Source organism: Acidovorax sp. CF316, from assembly GCF_000276605.1.
Lineage (GTDB): Bacteria > Pseudomonadota > Gammaproteobacteria > Burkholderiales > Burkholderiaceae_C > Acidovorax.
The window spans coordinates 40,195-55,593 of record NZ_AKJX01000163.1 but is presented as its reverse complement, the minus strand read 5'-3'; the positions used below and the strand labels follow the sequence as shown (position 1 = coordinate 55,593).

Here is a 15,399-nt window from a genome sequence, read left to right as displayed (position 1 = left end):
CCGGCTGGGCAAGCCGCTGTTTCGCCGCCTGCCCCGGGGCCTGGCCTTGACGGACGAGGGCCAGGCGCTGCTGCCGGTGCTCAGCGAGGCCTTCGAGCGCATTGCAGCCGCCCTGGACCATGTGAGCGACGCGCGCCCGCGCGAGGTGCTCACGGTGGGCGTGGTCGGCACCTTCGCCGTGGGCTGGCTGCTGCCGCGGCTGCGCGACTTTCAGCAGGCCTGCCCCTTCGTGGACCTGCGCCTGCTGACCCACAACAACCGGGTGGACATGGCCGGCGAGGGCCTGGACTACGCCATCCGCTTTGGCGACGGTGCTTGGCACGGCACCGAGGCCCAGTGCATATTGCACGCCCCCATGACGGCCATGTGCGCCCCGGCCCTGGCCCACCACCTGCGCCACCCGGCCGACCTGGCGCGCCAGCCGCTGCTGCGCACCTACCGCGTGGACGAATGGGCCGCCTGGTTCGACGCGGCTGGCGCGCCCTGCCCCGTGGTGCGCGGCGCCGTGTTCGACTCGTCCCTGACCCTGGCCGAGGCGGCCGTGCAGGGCGCGGGCGTGGCACTGCTGCCGGTGAACATGTTCACGCGCGAGCTGCAGCAGGGCCGCCTGGTGCGCCCGTTTGCTCTGGAGCTGCAGCACGGCGCCTACTGGCTCACGCGGTTGAAGTCACGCACGGCCAGTCCGGCCATGGAGGCCTTCCACGACTGGCTGATGGCGCAGGTGGGAGCCGCCGCGCAGGCGGCGTAAACACAGCTTCAGCCCAGGGCCTTGGCAATCACCTCGGCCGGGATCTCGTCCACCTGGGCTGGCTCCAGGAACTCCTGCCCGTAGCGCGCATACACGCCCTCGCGCACGAACACCTGGAACAGGTCGGGGTCGATGTGGCCGTTGTCGCGCATCTTGCACATGATGGCCAGCGCCTGCGACAGCGTCATGCCGCTCTTGTACGGCCGGTCGGCGGCCGTGAGCGCCTCGAAGATATCGGCAATGCCCATCATGCGGGCCTGCACCGACATCTGGTCGCGCGTGAGGCCGCGCGGGTAGCCCTTGCCGTCCATGCGCTCGTGGTGGCCGCCCGCGTACTCGGGTACGTTCTTCAGGTGGCGCGGCCAGGGCAGCGTCTCCAGCATCTTGATGGTGGCGACGATGTGGTAGTTGACGGTGTCGCGCTCGGCCTGGGTGAGCGTGCCGGAGCGGATGGTCAGGTTCTCCACCTCCTCGGCCGTGAGAAAGCTGGTCTGCACACCCTGCGGGTTGCGCCACTGGCGCGCGGCCGAGATGTCGCGCACGCGCTGCTGGTCCTCGGCGCGCATGGCCTCGGCGCCCTGGTTGCAGCGGCGCATGAACTCGCGCTCCTCCTCCAGCGTGTGGATGCTGCTCTGCAGGCCCTGCAGCTCCTGCGCCTCGGCCGCGGCGTCGACCACGGGGCGCAGCGCCAGCTGGCGGCGCAGGGCGGCCAGCTCGGCATCGCGCTTGAGCACCTCGAAGCGCGTGTCCACCAGGCCGATGCGGTCGTACAGGGTCTGCAGCTTGGTGGCCTTGTCCACCACGTGCACGGGCGTGGTGATCTTGCCGCAGTCGTGCAGCAGGCCGGCCATCTTGAGCTCGTAGCGGTCGCGCTCGGTCATGGTGAAGCCTGCCAGCGGCCCCACCTGCGTGGCGTTCACGGCCTCGGCCAGCATCATGGTCAGGGCCGGCACGCGCTGGCAGTGGCCGCCGGTGTAGGGCGACTTTTCGTCGATGGCCAGGTTGATCAGGTTCACGAACGACTCGAACAGCCGCTCCAGCTGGGTGATCAGCAGCCGGTTGGTCAGCGCAATGGCCGCCTGCGAGGCCAGCGATTCGGCCAGGCTCTGGTCGGCCGTCGAGAACTCGGTGACCTCGCCGCTCACGGGGTCGCGCGCATTGATGAGCTGCAGCACGCCGATAAGCTCGCGGTCATGGTTGCGCATGGGCACCGTGAGGAACGACTTGGAGCGGTAGCCCGTGCGCTGGTCGAACAGGCGCGTGCCCGAAAAGTCGAAGCCCTCTTCGCTGTAGGCATCGCCCACGTTCACCGTGCGGTCGTGGATGGCCGCATACGCCGCCACCAGCGAGTCGTTGGGCGAGCCATCGGCATTGCGCAGCGGCAACTGCGGGAAATCGATGGGCCGGCCCGTGGTGCCACCCAGCCGGATGTCGAGCGAATCGGTGCGCACGATCTCGAAGCGCAGGGCGGTTTCGTCCTCCGTCACGCTGTAGAGCGTGCCGCCATCGGCTCCGGTGATGGCCTTGGCGGCCTCCAGGATGTTCTCCAGCAGCCGGTCGATATCGCGCTCGCGCGAAAGCGCCGCACCGATGCCGTTGAGCTGCTCGAGCCGGCGAAAAAGGTGGACGGTGGATTCCTTGCTCATGAAGCGACCCTGGCTGCAACGTTGGCGACCACCCATCGTAACCAAAAGTGACCGCTATCATCAGTCCTTTCTGTCCAGTTTTACACCCGCCTCCGTGCAGTCCGTCACGCCCCCCATCCTCACCACCGCCCTGTACCAGTTCGTCGACCTGCCCGACTTCGAGGATTTGCGCGCCCCTTTGCAGGCGCTGTGCGAGGCGCACAGCGTGCGCGGCATGCTGCTGCTGGCGCCCGAAGGCATCAACGGCACCATCGCCGGGCCGCCCGAAGGCGTGCAGGCCGTGCTGGCCTGGCTGCGCAGCGATGCCCGCTTTGCCGCCCTGCAGCACAAGGAGGCCCTGGGCGAGCGCCAGCCCTTCTACCGCATGCGCGTGCGCCTCAAGCGCGAAATCGTGACCCTGGGCGTGCCCGGGCTGAACCCCGCGCGCAACGCCGGCACTTATGTGAAGCCCGAGGACTGGAACGCCCTGATCGCCGACCCCGCCGTGGTCGTGGTGGACACGCGCAACGACTACGAGGTGGGCATCGGCAGCTTCGAGCGCGCCATCAACCCCCACACCAAAAGCTTTGCGGAGTTTCCGGCCTGGGTGGAGGCGCAGTCCCAACCCGGCGGCGCCCTGGCCGGCAAGCCCCGCGTGGCCATGTTCTGCACCGGCGGTATCCGCTGCGAGAAATCGACCGCGCTGCTCAAGTCCCAGGGCTTCGACGAGGTGTACCACCTGCAAGGCGGCATCCTCAAGTACCTGGAGACCGTGCCCGAGGAAGACAGCCTGTGGCATGGCGACTGTTTCGTCTTCGACGAGCGCGTGTCGGTCGGCCACGGCCTGGCGCCGGGCCACCACCAACTGTGCCGCTCCTGCCGCATGCCCCTGGGCGCGGCCGAACTGGCTTCGCCCCACTACGTGGCCGGCGTGAGCTGCCCCTTTTGCCACGGCACGCGCACGCCCGAGCAGGAGCAGGCCCTGGCCGAGCGCGAACGCCAGATGCAACTGGCCAAGGCGCGCGGCGAAGAGCACATCGGCGCACGCCAGCCGGGCACACCCGCACGCGCCACGGCCAGTGGCGGGGACGAATCCCCGTGAGCGCTACGTCTCCCCTCCCCGTCCTCTACTCCTTCCGCCGCTGCCCCTATGCCATGCGCGCCCGCCTGGCCCTGGCCGTGAGCGGCCAAGTGTGCGAATTGCGCGAGGTGGTGCTGCGCGCCAAGCCCCAGGGCCTGCTGCAGGCATCGCCCAAGGCCACCGTGCCCGTGCTGGTGCTGCCTGATGGCACGGTGCTGGAACAGAGCCTGGACATCATGCGCTGGGCACTGGCCCACAACGACCCCGCCGGCTGGCTGAGCCCCAGCCAGGGCGATGAGGCCGCCATGCTGGCGCTGATCGCCGAATGCGACGGCCCCTTCAAGCAGGCGCTTGACCGGTGCAAGTACCCGAGCCGCTACCCCGATGCCGATGGCGCACTGGCGCGTGTGCAGGCCGTGGAATGGCTGCAGGGGCTGGAGGCGCGGTTGGTGGACCAGCCATTTCTGTTTGGCAACCACGCGGCACTGGCCGACATGGCGATTGCGCCCTTTGTGCGGCAGTTTGCCGGCATCGACGCCGATTGGTGGGGCGCACAGCCCTGGCCCAAGCTGCAGGCGTGGCTGGCGCAGTGGCAGGCTGGTGCGCTGTTTGAGAGCGTCATGCCCAAGCTCGACGCCTGGGTGGATGGCACGGTGGGCGTGCGCTTTCCGTTCCAGCATCCCCTGCCCGCCGCCTGAGCATTCTGGAATTCCGCACAGATCCGGCGCCGTTTGGCGGCTTTCCCGCCAGTGGGGACACCGTGCGCGCTGTCTGAAGGCCCTTGGTCCGGAGGAAATCCGGGTGCTTCCTCTCTCGAACCACCTCGCAAACAGGCACGCACCGGGGCGCGGAGTAGCGCCGGCGCGCGTGCTGGCACGGCGTTTGCGAAAGCGGCCTGCCCCGGCAAAATCACCGAGCCCTTTCCAAGAGCCCTGCTGCGGCAGCAGCCTTACGACAACAGACTGGAGACAAAACCATGCAATTGAGCGTCCACCGTTCCCTCGCCGCACTCGCGGCCTTGTGCCTTGCCTACGGGGCCGCCCTGGCGCAGGCCCCTGCCCGCCCGGTCGTACAGTTCATCGCCACCGGCGGCACCATCGCCATGAAGGTCGACCCCGTCACCAAGGGCGTCGTGCCCGCGATCTCTGGCGACGACCTGATGCAGACCGTGCCCGACGCCGGCAAGTACGCCACCATCGAGGTGAACAACTTCTCCGCCATGTCGGCCAACTACGTCGAGGCCAAGTGGTGGTCGCGCCTGACCAAGGCCGTGGACGACGCGTTGGCCCGGCCCGAAGTCAGCGGCGTGGTGATCGCCCAGGGCACCGACACCATGGAAGAGACGGCCTACTGGCTGGACCTGACCGTCAAGTCCAGCAAGCCCGTGGTCATGATCGGCGCCCAGCGCAACGCATCGTCGCCCGACTTCGATGGCCCGCGCAATTTGCTCAACGCCATCCGCATCGCCACCACCCCCGAGGCCACGGACAAGGGCGTGATGGTCGCCATGAACAACCAGATCAACGCCGCTCGCAGCGTGACCAAGACGCACACCGGCAATGTGGAGACCTTCAAGTCGGGTGACTTCGGCTTTCTGGGCGAAGTGTGGGACGACAAGGTCGTGTTCTCGCGCGCCCCGCTGCGCCGCCAGCACATCGACATCGGCACCGCCGAAATGCCCCGCGTAGAAATCCTGGCCATGTTCGGCGGCGCCGACGGTTCTCTGATGCGCTATGCCGTGGACCAGGGCGCCAAGGGCATCGTGGTGCAGGCCGTGGGCATGGGCAACATGAACGTCTCGATGTTCGAGGCGGTGAAGTACGCGCTGTCCAAGGGTGTGCCGGTGGTCATCTCCACCCGGGTGCACAACGGCCGCACGTACCCGCTGTATGGCTTTCAGGGTGGTGGCAAGACGACGTTCGAGGCGGGTGCCGTGATGGCAGGTGATTTGAGCCCGCAGAAGGCGCGGCTGCTGCTCATGCTGATGCTGCACCAGGGGAAGGCGAGCAAGGCGGAGTTGCAGGCGGCGTTTGAGCGGTGAACCGAAGACTCGCTAAATGGAATGCGCTCTCAGGAGCGCTTTTTCATTGGGCGTGCTTACGGCAGCTTCGGCCCGGTCCAGCCACTGCTACGATGACGGCTAACGGCCAAGAGCGGACGTCGCCAACGAATAAATGACAAAAATTCGCCCTACCTTAACCTCAGCAGCCAGCACGGGTCTTCTCTTGGGGGTCATTGCAGGGTGCTACGAGAAGCTAAGTGAGCTTCCTTCCCTCCAGACCTCGGCTTGGGGCGAGGCCGTGTGGATTCTTGCTGTGGTCTTAACCCTCGCGCTTGTCTCCCTTTTTGTCATTGGAATCCAAGAGCCTTTCAAGCGCCGCAGTGTCCAAGACCAAAGCCAAAGCAATCGGCGAGATCACGAGATAACAAAGCGCATGCTGGTTTGGATCTTGGCAGCTGGACTGTCGATGGTGGTGGTTCAGCCCCTGCTCTCGCTTGCGCTTCGCTTGGTCGGTTAGATGGAGTCTGACTAAGAGGGCTGCCTTGGGACCATGGCTGCCCGCTGAGCGACTCGACTGAGGCTGGATAATCGTGAGCATGGCATACCGATTCACAGGCTTTCTGGCGCGAGGTCTGGAGCGAGTTGCGGACTCCTCCGAGCTCCCTGCAGATTCAATTGTCCGATCCATTCAGACCCCGTTCTTAGGTATGGGCATCGCGCTTCCATCCCTGGCGGGAAAGCTGCTCACCATTTCTGAATTGTTGGCGCTCGCCAACCAAACGGGCATCGCGGCGGCGACGGCGTGGATGTTCATCGACTATGAGACCTGGGGTCGCGTTGATGCGGTGTATGCGGCCGGCCTGGCAGACGGCAGCGCCTTTGGCCCCTTTGACGATTCCAACGGCGAAACGGTAGAGACGACCTACCTCGACGCATGGCTCGCTTCGGCGTTAACAATGTCGACGCACTTGATTTCGAACCGTTCTACAGAGGCTTCTGGGGTGAGTAGTTGGTATGCGTCCGGCCATCCCATCTTGAATCTATCGCCATGATCGTGCATCGTCCCCACGATGGAGGATCGTGGAGACGATGAATCGAGTGTCGATAGATGAGCGCCCTCGGCGGCGCGAGTACACGGGGCAGTTCAAGGACGCCGTCCTTGAGCAAACGCGCCAGCCAGGAGCATCAGTGTCAGCCGTGGCTTTGAGTCACGGCCTGAATCCAAACATGGTGCACCGCTGGCTGCGTGAGGCTCGCCAGCAGATTGCGCTGGAGCGGTTGCAGGGTACAGCCGCGGCATTCGTGCCGCTGCGCTTGCCTGAGGTGTCTCAGCCGTCGGTCGCCATCAATTCGAGTTTGGAGGTTGCTCAGAAGCCTGTTCCTAATGAGCCAACCCAGGACATCCGCATCGAGATTAAACGACCCAGCGGCGGCTCGGTGACCGTGCACTGGCCACTGTCGGCTGCCGCCCAGTGCGCACAGCTACTGCGCGATGTGCTGCGATGATCCGGGTCGACCAAGCTTGGCTCGCCACCGCACCACTGGACATGCGTGCTGGTACCGATACTGCGCTGTCGAGGGTCATTGCCGTCTTTGGCGCTGCTCACCCTCACCACGCGTACCTCTTCGCCAACAAGCGCGCGAACCGCTTGAAGATCCTGGTGCATGACGGCATCGGCATCTGGCTAGCGGCGCGCCGGCTGCATCAAGGCAAGTTCATCTGGCCATTGCTAGGAGAGGCAACCTACGGGCTCGACCTGGCGCAGCTTGACGCCTTGGTGCTCGGTCTGCCGTGGCAACGCCTTGGTGAGCATGGCGTCATCAAACTGGTTTAAAGGACATGTTGCTTGGCACATGTCCGCAGCGATGCCATCAGGAGATCCGCTCTCACGGTCGGCGTCCTTCAGTGGCACAGTAAGCGTCCATGGTCGATGAGCAGCAAGCCCTGGACAGCCTTGACGCAGCACAACTGCGTGAGGTCGCTGCCCGCCTGCTGACCCAGCTGCGCCACACCCAAGCACTGAACGAGAAGCTCGCCCACGAGAACGCGCTGCTCAAGCGCATGAAGTTCGCCGCGCAGTCAGAGCGCTACTCTCCCGAGCAGCGAAGCCTGCTCGATGAAGAGCTCAATGCCGACTTGGCAGCAGTGGCGCATGAGATTGCGGAGTTCGACACCCAAGTGCCAGCACAAGGGAACAAGGCTCAACCCAAACGCCAGCACCTTCCAGCAAACCTGCCCAGACGAGAGATCCACCATGAGCCTGCATCCGTCTGCACGTGCGGCTGCTAGATGAAGCGAATCGGAGAGGACGTGGCGGAGAAGCTGGACTACACGCCGGGCGTGTTCACCGTGGAGCGCCATATCCGCGGCAAGTGGGCATGCGCGAGGTGCGGGCGCATCGTCCAAGAGCCAGTGCAAGCGCATGTGATCGACAAGGGCATCCCCACCGCCGGTCTGCTGGCCCAGGTGCTGGTCGCCAAGTATGCCGACCACCTGCCGCTCTATCGCCAGGAAGCGATCTTTGAACGCGCAGGCCTGGCTATCCCTCGCTCCACGCTCGCCCAGTGGATAGGCACTTGTGGAGTGCAGCTGCAGCCCCTCGTCGATGCCCTCAAGGCCGAAATCCTTCAGCGCGACGTGCTGCACGCGGACGAGACGCCTGTGCCGATGCTCAAGCCGGGCGCAGGCAAGACCCATCGTGCCTACCTGTGGGCATACGCACCCGGAGCGTTTGAGGACATGAAGGCTGTCGTATACGACTTCTGCGAGTCTCGCGCCGGCGAGCACGCGCGCAAGTTTCTCGGCGGCTGGAAGGGTAGCCTGGTGTGCGATGACTTCAGTGGCTACAAAGCCTTGATCGCATCAGGCGTCACCGAGGTCGGCTGTCTGGCACATGCCCGGCGCAAGTTCTTTGAGTTGCATGCGGCGAACAAAAGCCAGCTCGCCCAGTTTGCGCTCGATCTGTTCGCCAAGGTCTACTTGGTCGAGCAGCAGGGAAAGGCAATGGGTGCTGACGACCGCAGGGCAGCCAGGCAGGAGCAGTGCAAGCCCGTGCTCGACGCGCTTCATGAGTGGATGAGCCTCCAGCGGCAGAAGTTGCCGGACAGTTCGGCCACCGCCAGGGCTTTGGACTACAGCCTGCGGCGTTGGACTGCACTCACCCGATTCATTGATGACGGCCGGCTGCCGGTGGACAACAATTGGATCGAGAACCAGATCAGGCCGATAGCGATTGGTCGCAACAACTGGCTTTTTGCCGGTAGCTTGCGCGCGGGTCAACGAGCTGCGGCAGTCATGAGCCTGATCCAATCGGCACGGATGAATGGCCATGATCCGTATGCCTACCTGCGCGACGTGCTTGAGCGGCTGCCAACGCAACGGGCCAGCTTGATCGGCGAGCTGTTGCCTCACCGCTGGAAAGCAGAGACATAGGAGACGCAGGCCGTCATTGCTTCTCCGGTACTATGGCTGCTATCGGCCAAAAGCGGTCGCTCTCAACCCCCCCGCGGCAGCGCTCGTGGACCAGTCCAGGCGGCGGTGCCAATTTGCGACACTTGCATGCTGAGCCAGCATGAAATGGTGCGCGAAGAAATGCGTTCTGAGACACTCACCTCACTCCCCAATGAGGCCTCATGAAATCGTTCTCGCGCACACTCGCCCTCTTCCTTGCATGCTTTGCGGTTCAATCCCTTCAAGCGAGGCCCGCAACGGAAGTTGAAACCAAAGCTGCCTACTGCGAAGCACTACTCAAGCCACAGATCGAGATGCACAGGTTGCTGCCAGCCGATGCAAAAGATGCTGCGATGGATGCCCAGAACGCTCGGGCGGTTGCCAACCTGAAGAGAATATCCGCGTACCTGTCCCCTCGCCGCAGCGCCATTGATGCGCCAACGTTCTCCCAGGCGGACGAGCGATACAAGGCAGATATTCGGGAATCCACACAGGTCGCCAAGGCATGCAACAAGAAGTGCATGGCGGAGGTGACGGCAGACCCTTCGCTGCTCAAGTCCCGTTCGTGCCGCAAACCTCAGAACTGCCCCAACCCTGCGGAAGATCGCATCAATGAATGCAGCACTGCAGATTGGATACCCAACTGAGGAACTCCCGCCTTCAGCGCGCCCTGCACTTCATGGCACGCTCCCGTCGGTTGCGCTCCTGATCTTCCATTCAAACGTTGGGCCCGTTGCGGGATGCACCCCTCGCGCGGGGCGGTCAGTTCGCAGCAACAGCGCATTGCTCTGACCTGGGCAGAAGGGGCGGCGTTGTCCGCGTGTGAGGGCTCAACCCCAAGAACGTGTTTGCGATCTTTTCGGGCCGCGCAGGTGCCTTGCCGGAATGGGGTGCAATGCGCGGTGCGCATCTGGATGTCAGGCCATAGGCGACGCAGGTCTTCATTGCTTTATGGCCGCTATCGGCCAGGAGCAGACATTCGCCAATTGACGCCGAAGCAACTGCCCGCGAGCAATCGCAGAGTGAACCGACATGGAAATTCCAGAACTCAACAACGTGCGGCTGACTGCAACGCTACAGAGGGCGTCTGTTGAGGTCGGTAAGCCGGCGGACTGCAACCGCTGCAAAGAGGTCACTCAGGTTAGCCGACGATAAGTGGGCTTTGGGCTCAAAGCGAAATTCCCCCAAGCCAGACCCTCCGCCCAAAAGCAGACATCAAAAGCGATGGGCCGGAGCCGGCATTGTCGGGTAGCGCTTGGCAACGTCCCGGAGCCGTTCACCAAAGCGCCGGGCCGTCTCGATATCGCCTTCCCACACTTCGTTGACCCCCGCATCGACCGGGGTGGTGGCCATCGCGCCTGAAGATGAACCGACATAGTTCAGGTCGTTGCGCAGGGCGGCCTTGGTATTGGAGGGCATCATGCCGGTGCCCACCCACAGGCCGCTGTGCTGCATGGCAAATGTCATGAAATACTGCAAGGTGGACAGCTTGTCGCCGCTCATGCTCCCACTGTTGGTGAAGCCCGCGAAGAACTTGTCTTTCCACTTCTGGGCCATCCAGGCCGCGGAAGAGTCGTCGGCAAATCTCTTGAACTGCCAGCTCGCGCTGCCCATGTAGGTGGGTGAGCCCAGCACGATGAGATCCGCAGCATCCAGTCGCATCCAGGCGGACTCGGGCAGGGTCCCTTGCGCATCAATCTCCAGCAAGGTGGCTTGCGCGCCCAGGGCAACGGCCTGGGCCAGTCGCTGTGTATGGCCGTAGCCGGAATGGTAGACCACGGCAATGGAAGGTAGGGTGTTCTCTACCTTCATTGCGCAGCCCTCCAGCGCCCAGCGGTTTCCAGCGCATGGTCGCGGTAGCTGCGCAGCGAAGTGCCCAGCTCCTGTTGCATGCGCTCGACTGCGTCGGCAGAGCCCCGCTCGCCATCCAGCTGCATGCGCGCCATCATGAGCCGCATGTCATACGCCATCCACCCGGGTGCAAAGCCCTGGAACTGCGCTTCGAACGGCCCGATGTCGTCACCTGCGTACGTGACGGTCTTGCCCAGCACATCGCTCCACACGGCGGCAGCGCCGTGGCCCGACAGCGCCGTGGGGCCCACGACATCCAACACCTCGGTGGGCAAGGGTTCGCTTGCGGCGTCTCGGCGCAGCAGGTGCCGTGCGGCAACCTGCGCCACGTCACGCGCGTCCACCATGGAAATGCCGGCACTGCCGATGGGCATGGGGTACACGCCCCGCTCCAGAACGCTGGACCGTATCAAGGCATCGTCGTTCTGCATGAAGTAGGCGGGACGCAGAATGGTCGCGTGCATTCCGAACTGTTCAATCATGCGTTCAACCGTGTGCTTTCCAGTGAAATGCGGAACCTCGGTGAAACGGTCGCTGTGCATGACAGACAGGTAGACGATGCGCTCGATGCCGGCATCGCGCGCCAGGTTGAGTGCAATCAGCGCCTGGGTGACTTCGTCTGCAGCCACCGTGTTTAGTAAGAAAAGCGTTCTTGCGCAAGCCGTGGCAGCGCGCATCGAACCGACATCCAGAAAGTCCCCCTTGACCGCCGTGACGCTCGGCGGAAACTGCCGCTTTTCTGGTGTTCTGGTGAGGGCGTGAACGTCTGCGCCTTGCGCGGCCAGAAGTGCCACAACGTGTGAGCCGATAAGCCCCGTGCTGCCCGTAACGAGTATGGTCATTTGAGTTGCTTGAAAGTGTGCAATGGTTGTTGAATGAAGCGGGTCTGCGGCCGGGCAAGGAAGCGATCCATGTGGGCTCGTTCGACCCGGCAACAAGCCCCATTGTTGATGGTTTGACCTTGCTCCAATAGACTCGTTGTGTAGACAACGGCGTACCAAAATATGAACAATGAAAACTACTCGATTGACGATCTGCAGTGGTTCATCAAGATCGCGGAGGCGGGGAGCCTGTCAGGTGCTTCTCGCCAACTGGATGTTCCAAAATCAACCTTGTCGCGCCGCCTGGCGCGCATGGAGGCTGCTGCAGGGGTCAGCCTCGTCAAGCGCAACACCCGGGCCTTCGCCTTGACCGACGCTGGCCAACGCCTGCTGGACGGAACAGGTCCACTGTTCCATAAACTGAACGCTGTCACCCAGGAGGTTTTTTCTCCGGATCAAACGCCAGGGGGTCGCGTTCGTCTGGCTGCGTCAGCGACCTTTGGCAAAGTCGTGCTGCTTCCGCTGGTGACCGAGTACCTGTTCCAACACGAACATCTGGAACTGGATGTCAAGCTCAGCAACCGCCATGTCAACATCGTCGAAGAAGGCATTGATCTGGCAGTGCGCATTGGCGAACTTGCCGATTCCAGCTTGAAGGCCCGTGCCATTGGCACCGTACGCCCAGCCTTGTTTGCAAGCCCCGCCTATGCAAGCCAATACGGGTTGCCGCAGCATCCAGGTGAACTCAGCGCGCACGCCGGCCTTCTGCAGTCGAGGGAAGCCGCAGAAATCAAACTGCATTCGCGAACCAGAACCGCAAAAGGACTTTTGCGTTCACGTTTGATCATCGGCCCATCCGACGCCTTGATTGCCCCCACATTGGACGGACTGGGGATCGCCGTGCTGCCCGAGTTCCAGGCGGCAACGCTGGTCGCATCAGGGCAATTGGTCAGGGTGCTGGAAGGCTGGCAAATGCCGCCGCTGAAAGTCCATCTGATCTACCCCACGCAGCGCCATCAATCGCCCACAGTTCGGGCACTGATGGCATTTCTGGTGGAGCAGATCCCCAAGAAGTTGAAGGCACTGTCGATCTGAGTTGCCTCGGGGTCACCACCGCTGCGCCTTGCGCGATCCACCCGATCGCAAGCGCGGGCCCAAAGCCGTCGAACTGCGGCACCCGCGGCAAGCCCTGGCAACAGCAGCACAGGGCATGCCTACCCCCATGCGTGCTCCCGCCTCGGCACCTGGGTAGACGCTGGTGAAGTCTGGAGGCCGCTCCGACCGATCGAGCGGTGAGGTCGCCACGCTGGCGGTATCGGCCGGCCGGATCTCGCAGATCGTTTCGTTCTCCAGGACTTCGATCACGAAGGGGAGCGCTGCATCTAGGTTTGCGGTAAAGAGATAGAAGGCGACCGGCCTGGCGCGATGCTTGTTGTCCGAAAAAGTGGCCGAACGCTGCGGCGACTGTAGGTCCTTGCACAGGATGGCAGCCCCCTCAGTGCCGATGACACGGTGACCCGGGCCGAGGATTGATTTGGCCGGGCTTGCTGCGCGACGGCTGCTCTGCAGCGCCAGCTGCCGCTCGGCTCCGGCAGCTCCAGCGTCGGGTTTCAGGCAGCCATTTCAGCAGGGAGAGTGACTTCGGTTGGTCGATGGCCGCCGTTGGCCGAGTCCGACGCGATCGGCAGTTCACAACCTGCTGCGGTCGTCGACTTTCGTGCCCACAGGGGACTCCAAAATCTACGTCAGTGTTCAGTCCGCTCGCCGCGGATTGGGCAAATGACCAGTTTGCATATCCGGTCAACGTGTGTCGGCTGTGTTCGCCTTCTTGAGAAGCTTCGGAGCGCCTTCCAACCGCGCTTTGGAATAGACGGATGTTGCGATCAGCAGGACTTCCCACTGACTGGGCGCCGGAAGGTTTGCGCCTTTATGAACGCGATGAAGTCGAACCAAGCAATATCGGGCCTCCTGCCACTCAGGGCCTCCCCGCCATTTTTGATATGCAACAAACCGCATCTTAGCGCCCAAACTGCACACATTCTCGGGGGCCGGCCGCCCTGCGGCACCGGCGGGCTGAATGCTTGGGCGGCTGCTTCACTATTGACAGCAGCCATCGGTGAAGTAGGTCAATCAGTGAGCCGTTGACCGAATGGTATACAGAGCGTGAGCCGGGGCCTTATGCCACGACAGACGGCAACCGCTGCAAAGAGGTCGCTCAGGGTAGCCGACGCAAAGTCGGCTTTGGGCCGAAGCAGTCCTACGAGTTCTCGGGATCGACATTCGCAATGCATCTGTAGGCGGGTGCGCGTTCTACAGCTTGCAGCCCAAATGCACCCACTCGTGAAGGTCCTGGGCCACTTCAACAAAGTCTGCCCGGGACATGCTGCCGTGGTCCACGAGATACACGGGCGTTGGCCATTTGTCCGGATCGACAACGATAGCTCTACCTCCGCCGTCATCGCCAATCGTCAACCAACCAGGACAGTATTTCCCCGTTTCGTAGGTCTGATTGCGCTCAAGAATCTCGTCAGGGGCGTAAAACCGCACGAGTTCGCCAACGGAGGCGCCATCGGTCCGAGACAGCATCACACGCAAGGGAATTGTGACGGCGCACCCACTCCATAACTCCACTGCGCGAAATATATCTTCAGGCGTCATGAGTAGCGCACTTGCTTGGAACGACCGGTATCGGCCGATAGCGGAAGTCTAGCCGCTCTCTGCAGCTGCAAGTCAAGATGGGATGGCCGCCCGCTTACAGTAGTTGCCAGCGCCAGTCCGATCTGCGGTCAGGATTGGCACATACCGCTGAATGACTGACCTGCGGCCGGCCAACCAGCTTGGCACTGTAAGTGACGGCAGGAATGGGACCGATACAGGCCCCGCTACGATGGCGGCAGCCGGCCAGAACCTGACATTGAGAGGAGAAAAGAGATGGCGGAATACGAAGTCCAAGAGGAATGGCTGGAGTCGCTGCCATCTCTCCACCAAATAATTTTTCTGACGGCACTTAGTAACGCTTTGACCGTTGCTGGCCGTGATAGCTACGTACCTCAAAGCGAAGAGTTAGAACATCCCGCACATCTTCGCCAAATCAACGAGATCCAGCATCGTGTTGCAGCTTGCACCTATGAGTTGCTAACCAATGAGTCGACAGAGAGCTTTCGGCGTTCCATTGCCCATTTGGTTCTCGATCAATCGGATCAGCGTATGTTGGGGAACATGCAATGGGCATGGAAAAGGGCTAAGGAGAATTTATTGAGAGCCTCAGCGCACGGAGCTGTGCAGCAATAAACTGTTGAGGGCCGATGTCTGTTTTTGGGCGCGGCGTACAGCCGCTTTGGGCCGCTGCAGCCGCTAATATCATGACGGCAACCGGCCAGAAGCAGCCGGCCACCGCAAATGAAAGCGGACGCTCAACGTTTGACATGAGGGGTTACGCCTGCAGTCGCTCAGCAAGGACTCGCCAAGCCACGAAAACTGACAGCGCAGCCCAAGGCCACCAGGCGAGCCACCAGTTCTGAATTAGAACGCTTGATTCAATGACTTGCGCATCATCGATTTTTAAGCTGATTGGAAATGATCGGAGAGTGGCTTTGCCCCAAGAAACTTCGGCCGAATGCTCGCTGTTCTGAAACTTAAACCCCTCACTATGCGAGGCCGAAATCTTGAAGACGCCGCCAGTTTTTAAGATGGGTTGGTCTTCCACAAAGACGTCTATTGATGCCGTCGTCCACGCGTATCTTGGAACGAGTCTCGCCGTTACTGAAACGACTCTGCCGTTCCAAGACGCGTGACAGGCGCTTTGCGGCGATGGCATGTG

General features: G+C 62.8%; 13 protein-coding genes and 1 pseudogene. 11 read left to right on the top strand and 3 right to left on the bottom strand.

Going from position 1 to position 15,399, the window contains the following annotated elements:
• Positions 1–748, top strand: a 748-nt coding sequence (locus PMI14_RS20655; protein WP_007857301.1) for a LysR substrate-binding domain-containing protein, incomplete at its 5' end; no start/stop codon positions are given.
• A gap of 8 nt (positions 749–756) precedes the next feature.
• On the opposite strand, the gene PMI14_RS20650 is transcribed toward PMI14_RS20655, so the two are convergent.
• Positions 757–2,394 carry an HD family phosphohydrolase gene (locus tag PMI14_RS20650; RefSeq protein WP_007857300.1) on the bottom strand — a complete coding sequence of 546 codons (1,638 nt, stop codon included), beginning with the start codon at positions 2,392–2,394 and terminating at the stop codon, positions 757–759.
• A 94-nt stretch (positions 2,395–2,488) separates the two neighbouring features.
• On the opposite strand from PMI14_RS20650, the gene PMI14_RS20645 reads away from it, so the two are divergent.
• The 8 genes and pseudogenes from PMI14_RS20645 (at position 2,489) to PMI14_RS35000 (ending at position 9,554) form a co-directional block, all read left to right on the top strand.
• Positions 2,489–3,475 carry a rhodanese-related sulfurtransferase gene (locus PMI14_RS20645; RefSeq protein ID WP_007857299.1) on the top strand — a complete coding sequence of 329 codons (987 nt, stop codon included), beginning with the start codon at positions 2,489–2,491 and terminating at the stop codon, positions 3,473–3,475.
• Between the two features lie 53 nt (positions 3,476–3,528).
• A complete protein-coding gene (locus PMI14_RS20640) occupies positions 3,529–4,152 on the top strand; it encodes a glutathione S-transferase (RefSeq protein WP_007857297.1) in 624 nt (207 codons plus the stop codon).
• Positions 4,153–4,430: 278 nt separating this feature from the next.
• A complete protein-coding gene (locus PMI14_RS20635; RefSeq protein ID WP_007857296.1) occupies positions 4,431–5,495 on the top strand; it encodes an asparaginase in 1,065 nt (354 codons plus the stop codon).
• A 557-nt stretch (positions 5,496–6,052) separates the two neighbouring features.
• Positions 6,053–6,508: a hypothetical protein gene (locus tag PMI14_RS33655; protein WP_146187897.1), complete on the top strand. Its 456-nt coding sequence runs from the start codon at positions 6,053–6,055 to the stop codon at positions 6,506–6,508.
• 37 nt (positions 6,509–6,545) lie between these two features.
• On the top strand, positions 6,546–6,962 hold the full coding sequence (locus tag PMI14_RS20620; RefSeq protein WP_035204866.1) for a transposase: 417 nt from the start codon (positions 6,546–6,548) through the stop codon (positions 6,960–6,962).
• A complete protein-coding gene (gene tnpB / locus PMI14_RS20615; RefSeq protein WP_007857293.1) occupies positions 6,959–7,291 on the top strand; it encodes an IS66 family insertion sequence element accessory protein TnpB in 333 nt (110 codons plus the stop codon). The genes PMI14_RS20620 and tnpB overlap by 4 nt, the downstream gene beginning before the upstream one ends.
• Positions 7,292–7,380: 89 nt before the next feature.
• Positions 7,381–8,889, top strand: a pseudogene (locus tag PMI14_RS20610) (IS66 family transposase).
• A 200-nt stretch (positions 8,890–9,089) separates the two neighbouring features.
• Positions 9,090–9,554 carry a hypothetical protein gene (locus tag PMI14_RS35000; protein ID WP_146187896.1) on the top strand — a complete coding sequence of 155 codons (465 nt, stop codon included), beginning with the start codon at positions 9,090–9,092 and terminating at the stop codon, positions 9,552–9,554.
• Between the two features lie 568 nt (positions 9,555–10,122).
• Here the strand turns inward: PMI14_RS35000 and PMI14_RS20605 are convergent.
• Together PMI14_RS20605 and PMI14_RS20600 are read right to left on the bottom strand one after the other, a co-directional pair.
• A complete protein-coding gene (locus PMI14_RS20605; RefSeq protein ID WP_007857290.1) occupies positions 10,123–10,719 on the bottom strand; it encodes a flavodoxin family protein in 597 nt (198 codons plus the stop codon).
• Positions 10,716–11,600: an NmrA family NAD(P)-binding protein gene (locus PMI14_RS20600; RefSeq protein WP_035204835.1), complete on the bottom strand. Its 885-nt coding sequence runs from the start codon at positions 11,598–11,600 to the stop codon at positions 10,716–10,718. The genes PMI14_RS20605 and PMI14_RS20600 overlap by 4 nt, the downstream gene beginning before the upstream one ends.
• 162 nt (positions 11,601–11,762) lie before the next feature.
• Between PMI14_RS20600 and PMI14_RS34310 the strand changes: the two genes are divergently transcribed.
• Both PMI14_RS34310 and PMI14_RS34995 read left to right on the top strand, forming a co-directional pair.
• On the top strand, positions 11,763–12,674 hold the full coding sequence (locus tag PMI14_RS34310; protein WP_007857288.1) for a LysR family transcriptional regulator: 912 nt from the start codon (positions 11,763–11,765) through the stop codon (positions 12,672–12,674).
• Positions 12,675–14,510: 1,836 nt separating this feature from the next.
• Positions 14,511–14,870 (top strand): hypothetical protein, encoded by a 360-nt coding sequence (locus PMI14_RS34995; protein WP_146187895.1) that lies wholly within the window; start codon positions 14,511–14,513, stop codon positions 14,868–14,870.
• The last annotated feature ends 529 nt before the right edge of the window (positions 14,871–15,399 follow it).

What these genes read in the sequence shown, in the direction of transcription:
- PMI14_RS20620 (WP_035204866.1), top strand. Translation starts at nt 6,546, where the DNA reads ATGAATCGAGTGTCGATAGATGAGCGCCCTCGGCGGCGCGAGTACACG.
- PMI14_RS34310 (WP_007857288.1), top strand. Translation starts at nt 11,763, where the DNA reads ATGAACAATGAAAACTACTCGATTGACGATCTGCAGTGGTTCATCAAG.
- PMI14_RS20650 (WP_007857300.1), bottom strand. Translation starts at nt 2,394, where the DNA reads ATGAGCAAGGAATCCACCGTCCACCTTTTTCGCCGGCTCGAGCAGCTC.
- PMI14_RS20635 (WP_007857296.1), top strand. Translation starts at nt 4,431, where the DNA reads ATGCAATTGAGCGTCCACCGTTCCCTCGCCGCACTCGCGGCCTTGTGC.
- PMI14_RS33655 (WP_146187897.1), top strand. Translation starts at nt 6,053, where the DNA reads ATGGCATACCGATTCACAGGCTTTCTGGCGCGAGGTCTGGAGCGAGTT.
- PMI14_RS20600 (WP_035204835.1), bottom strand. Translation starts at nt 11,600, where the DNA reads ATGACCATACTCGTTACGGGCAGCACGGGGCTTATCGGCTCACACGTT.
- PMI14_RS20640 (WP_007857297.1), top strand. Translation starts at nt 3,529, where the DNA reads ATGCGCGCCCGCCTGGCCCTGGCCGTGAGCGGCCAAGTGTGCGAATTG.
- PMI14_RS20605 (WP_007857290.1), bottom strand. Translation starts at nt 10,719, where the DNA reads ATGAAGGTAGAGAACACCCTACCTTCCATTGCCGTGGTCTACCATTCC.
- PMI14_RS35000 (WP_146187896.1), top strand. Translation starts at nt 9,090, where the DNA reads ATGAAATCGTTCTCGCGCACACTCGCCCTCTTCCTTGCATGCTTTGCG.
- tnpB (WP_007857293.1), top strand. Translation starts at nt 6,959, where the DNA reads ATGATCCGGGTCGACCAAGCTTGGCTCGCCACCGCACCACTGGACATG.
- PMI14_RS34995 (WP_146187895.1), top strand. Translation starts at nt 14,511, where the DNA reads ATGGCGGAATACGAAGTCCAAGAGGAATGGCTGGAGTCGCTGCCATCT.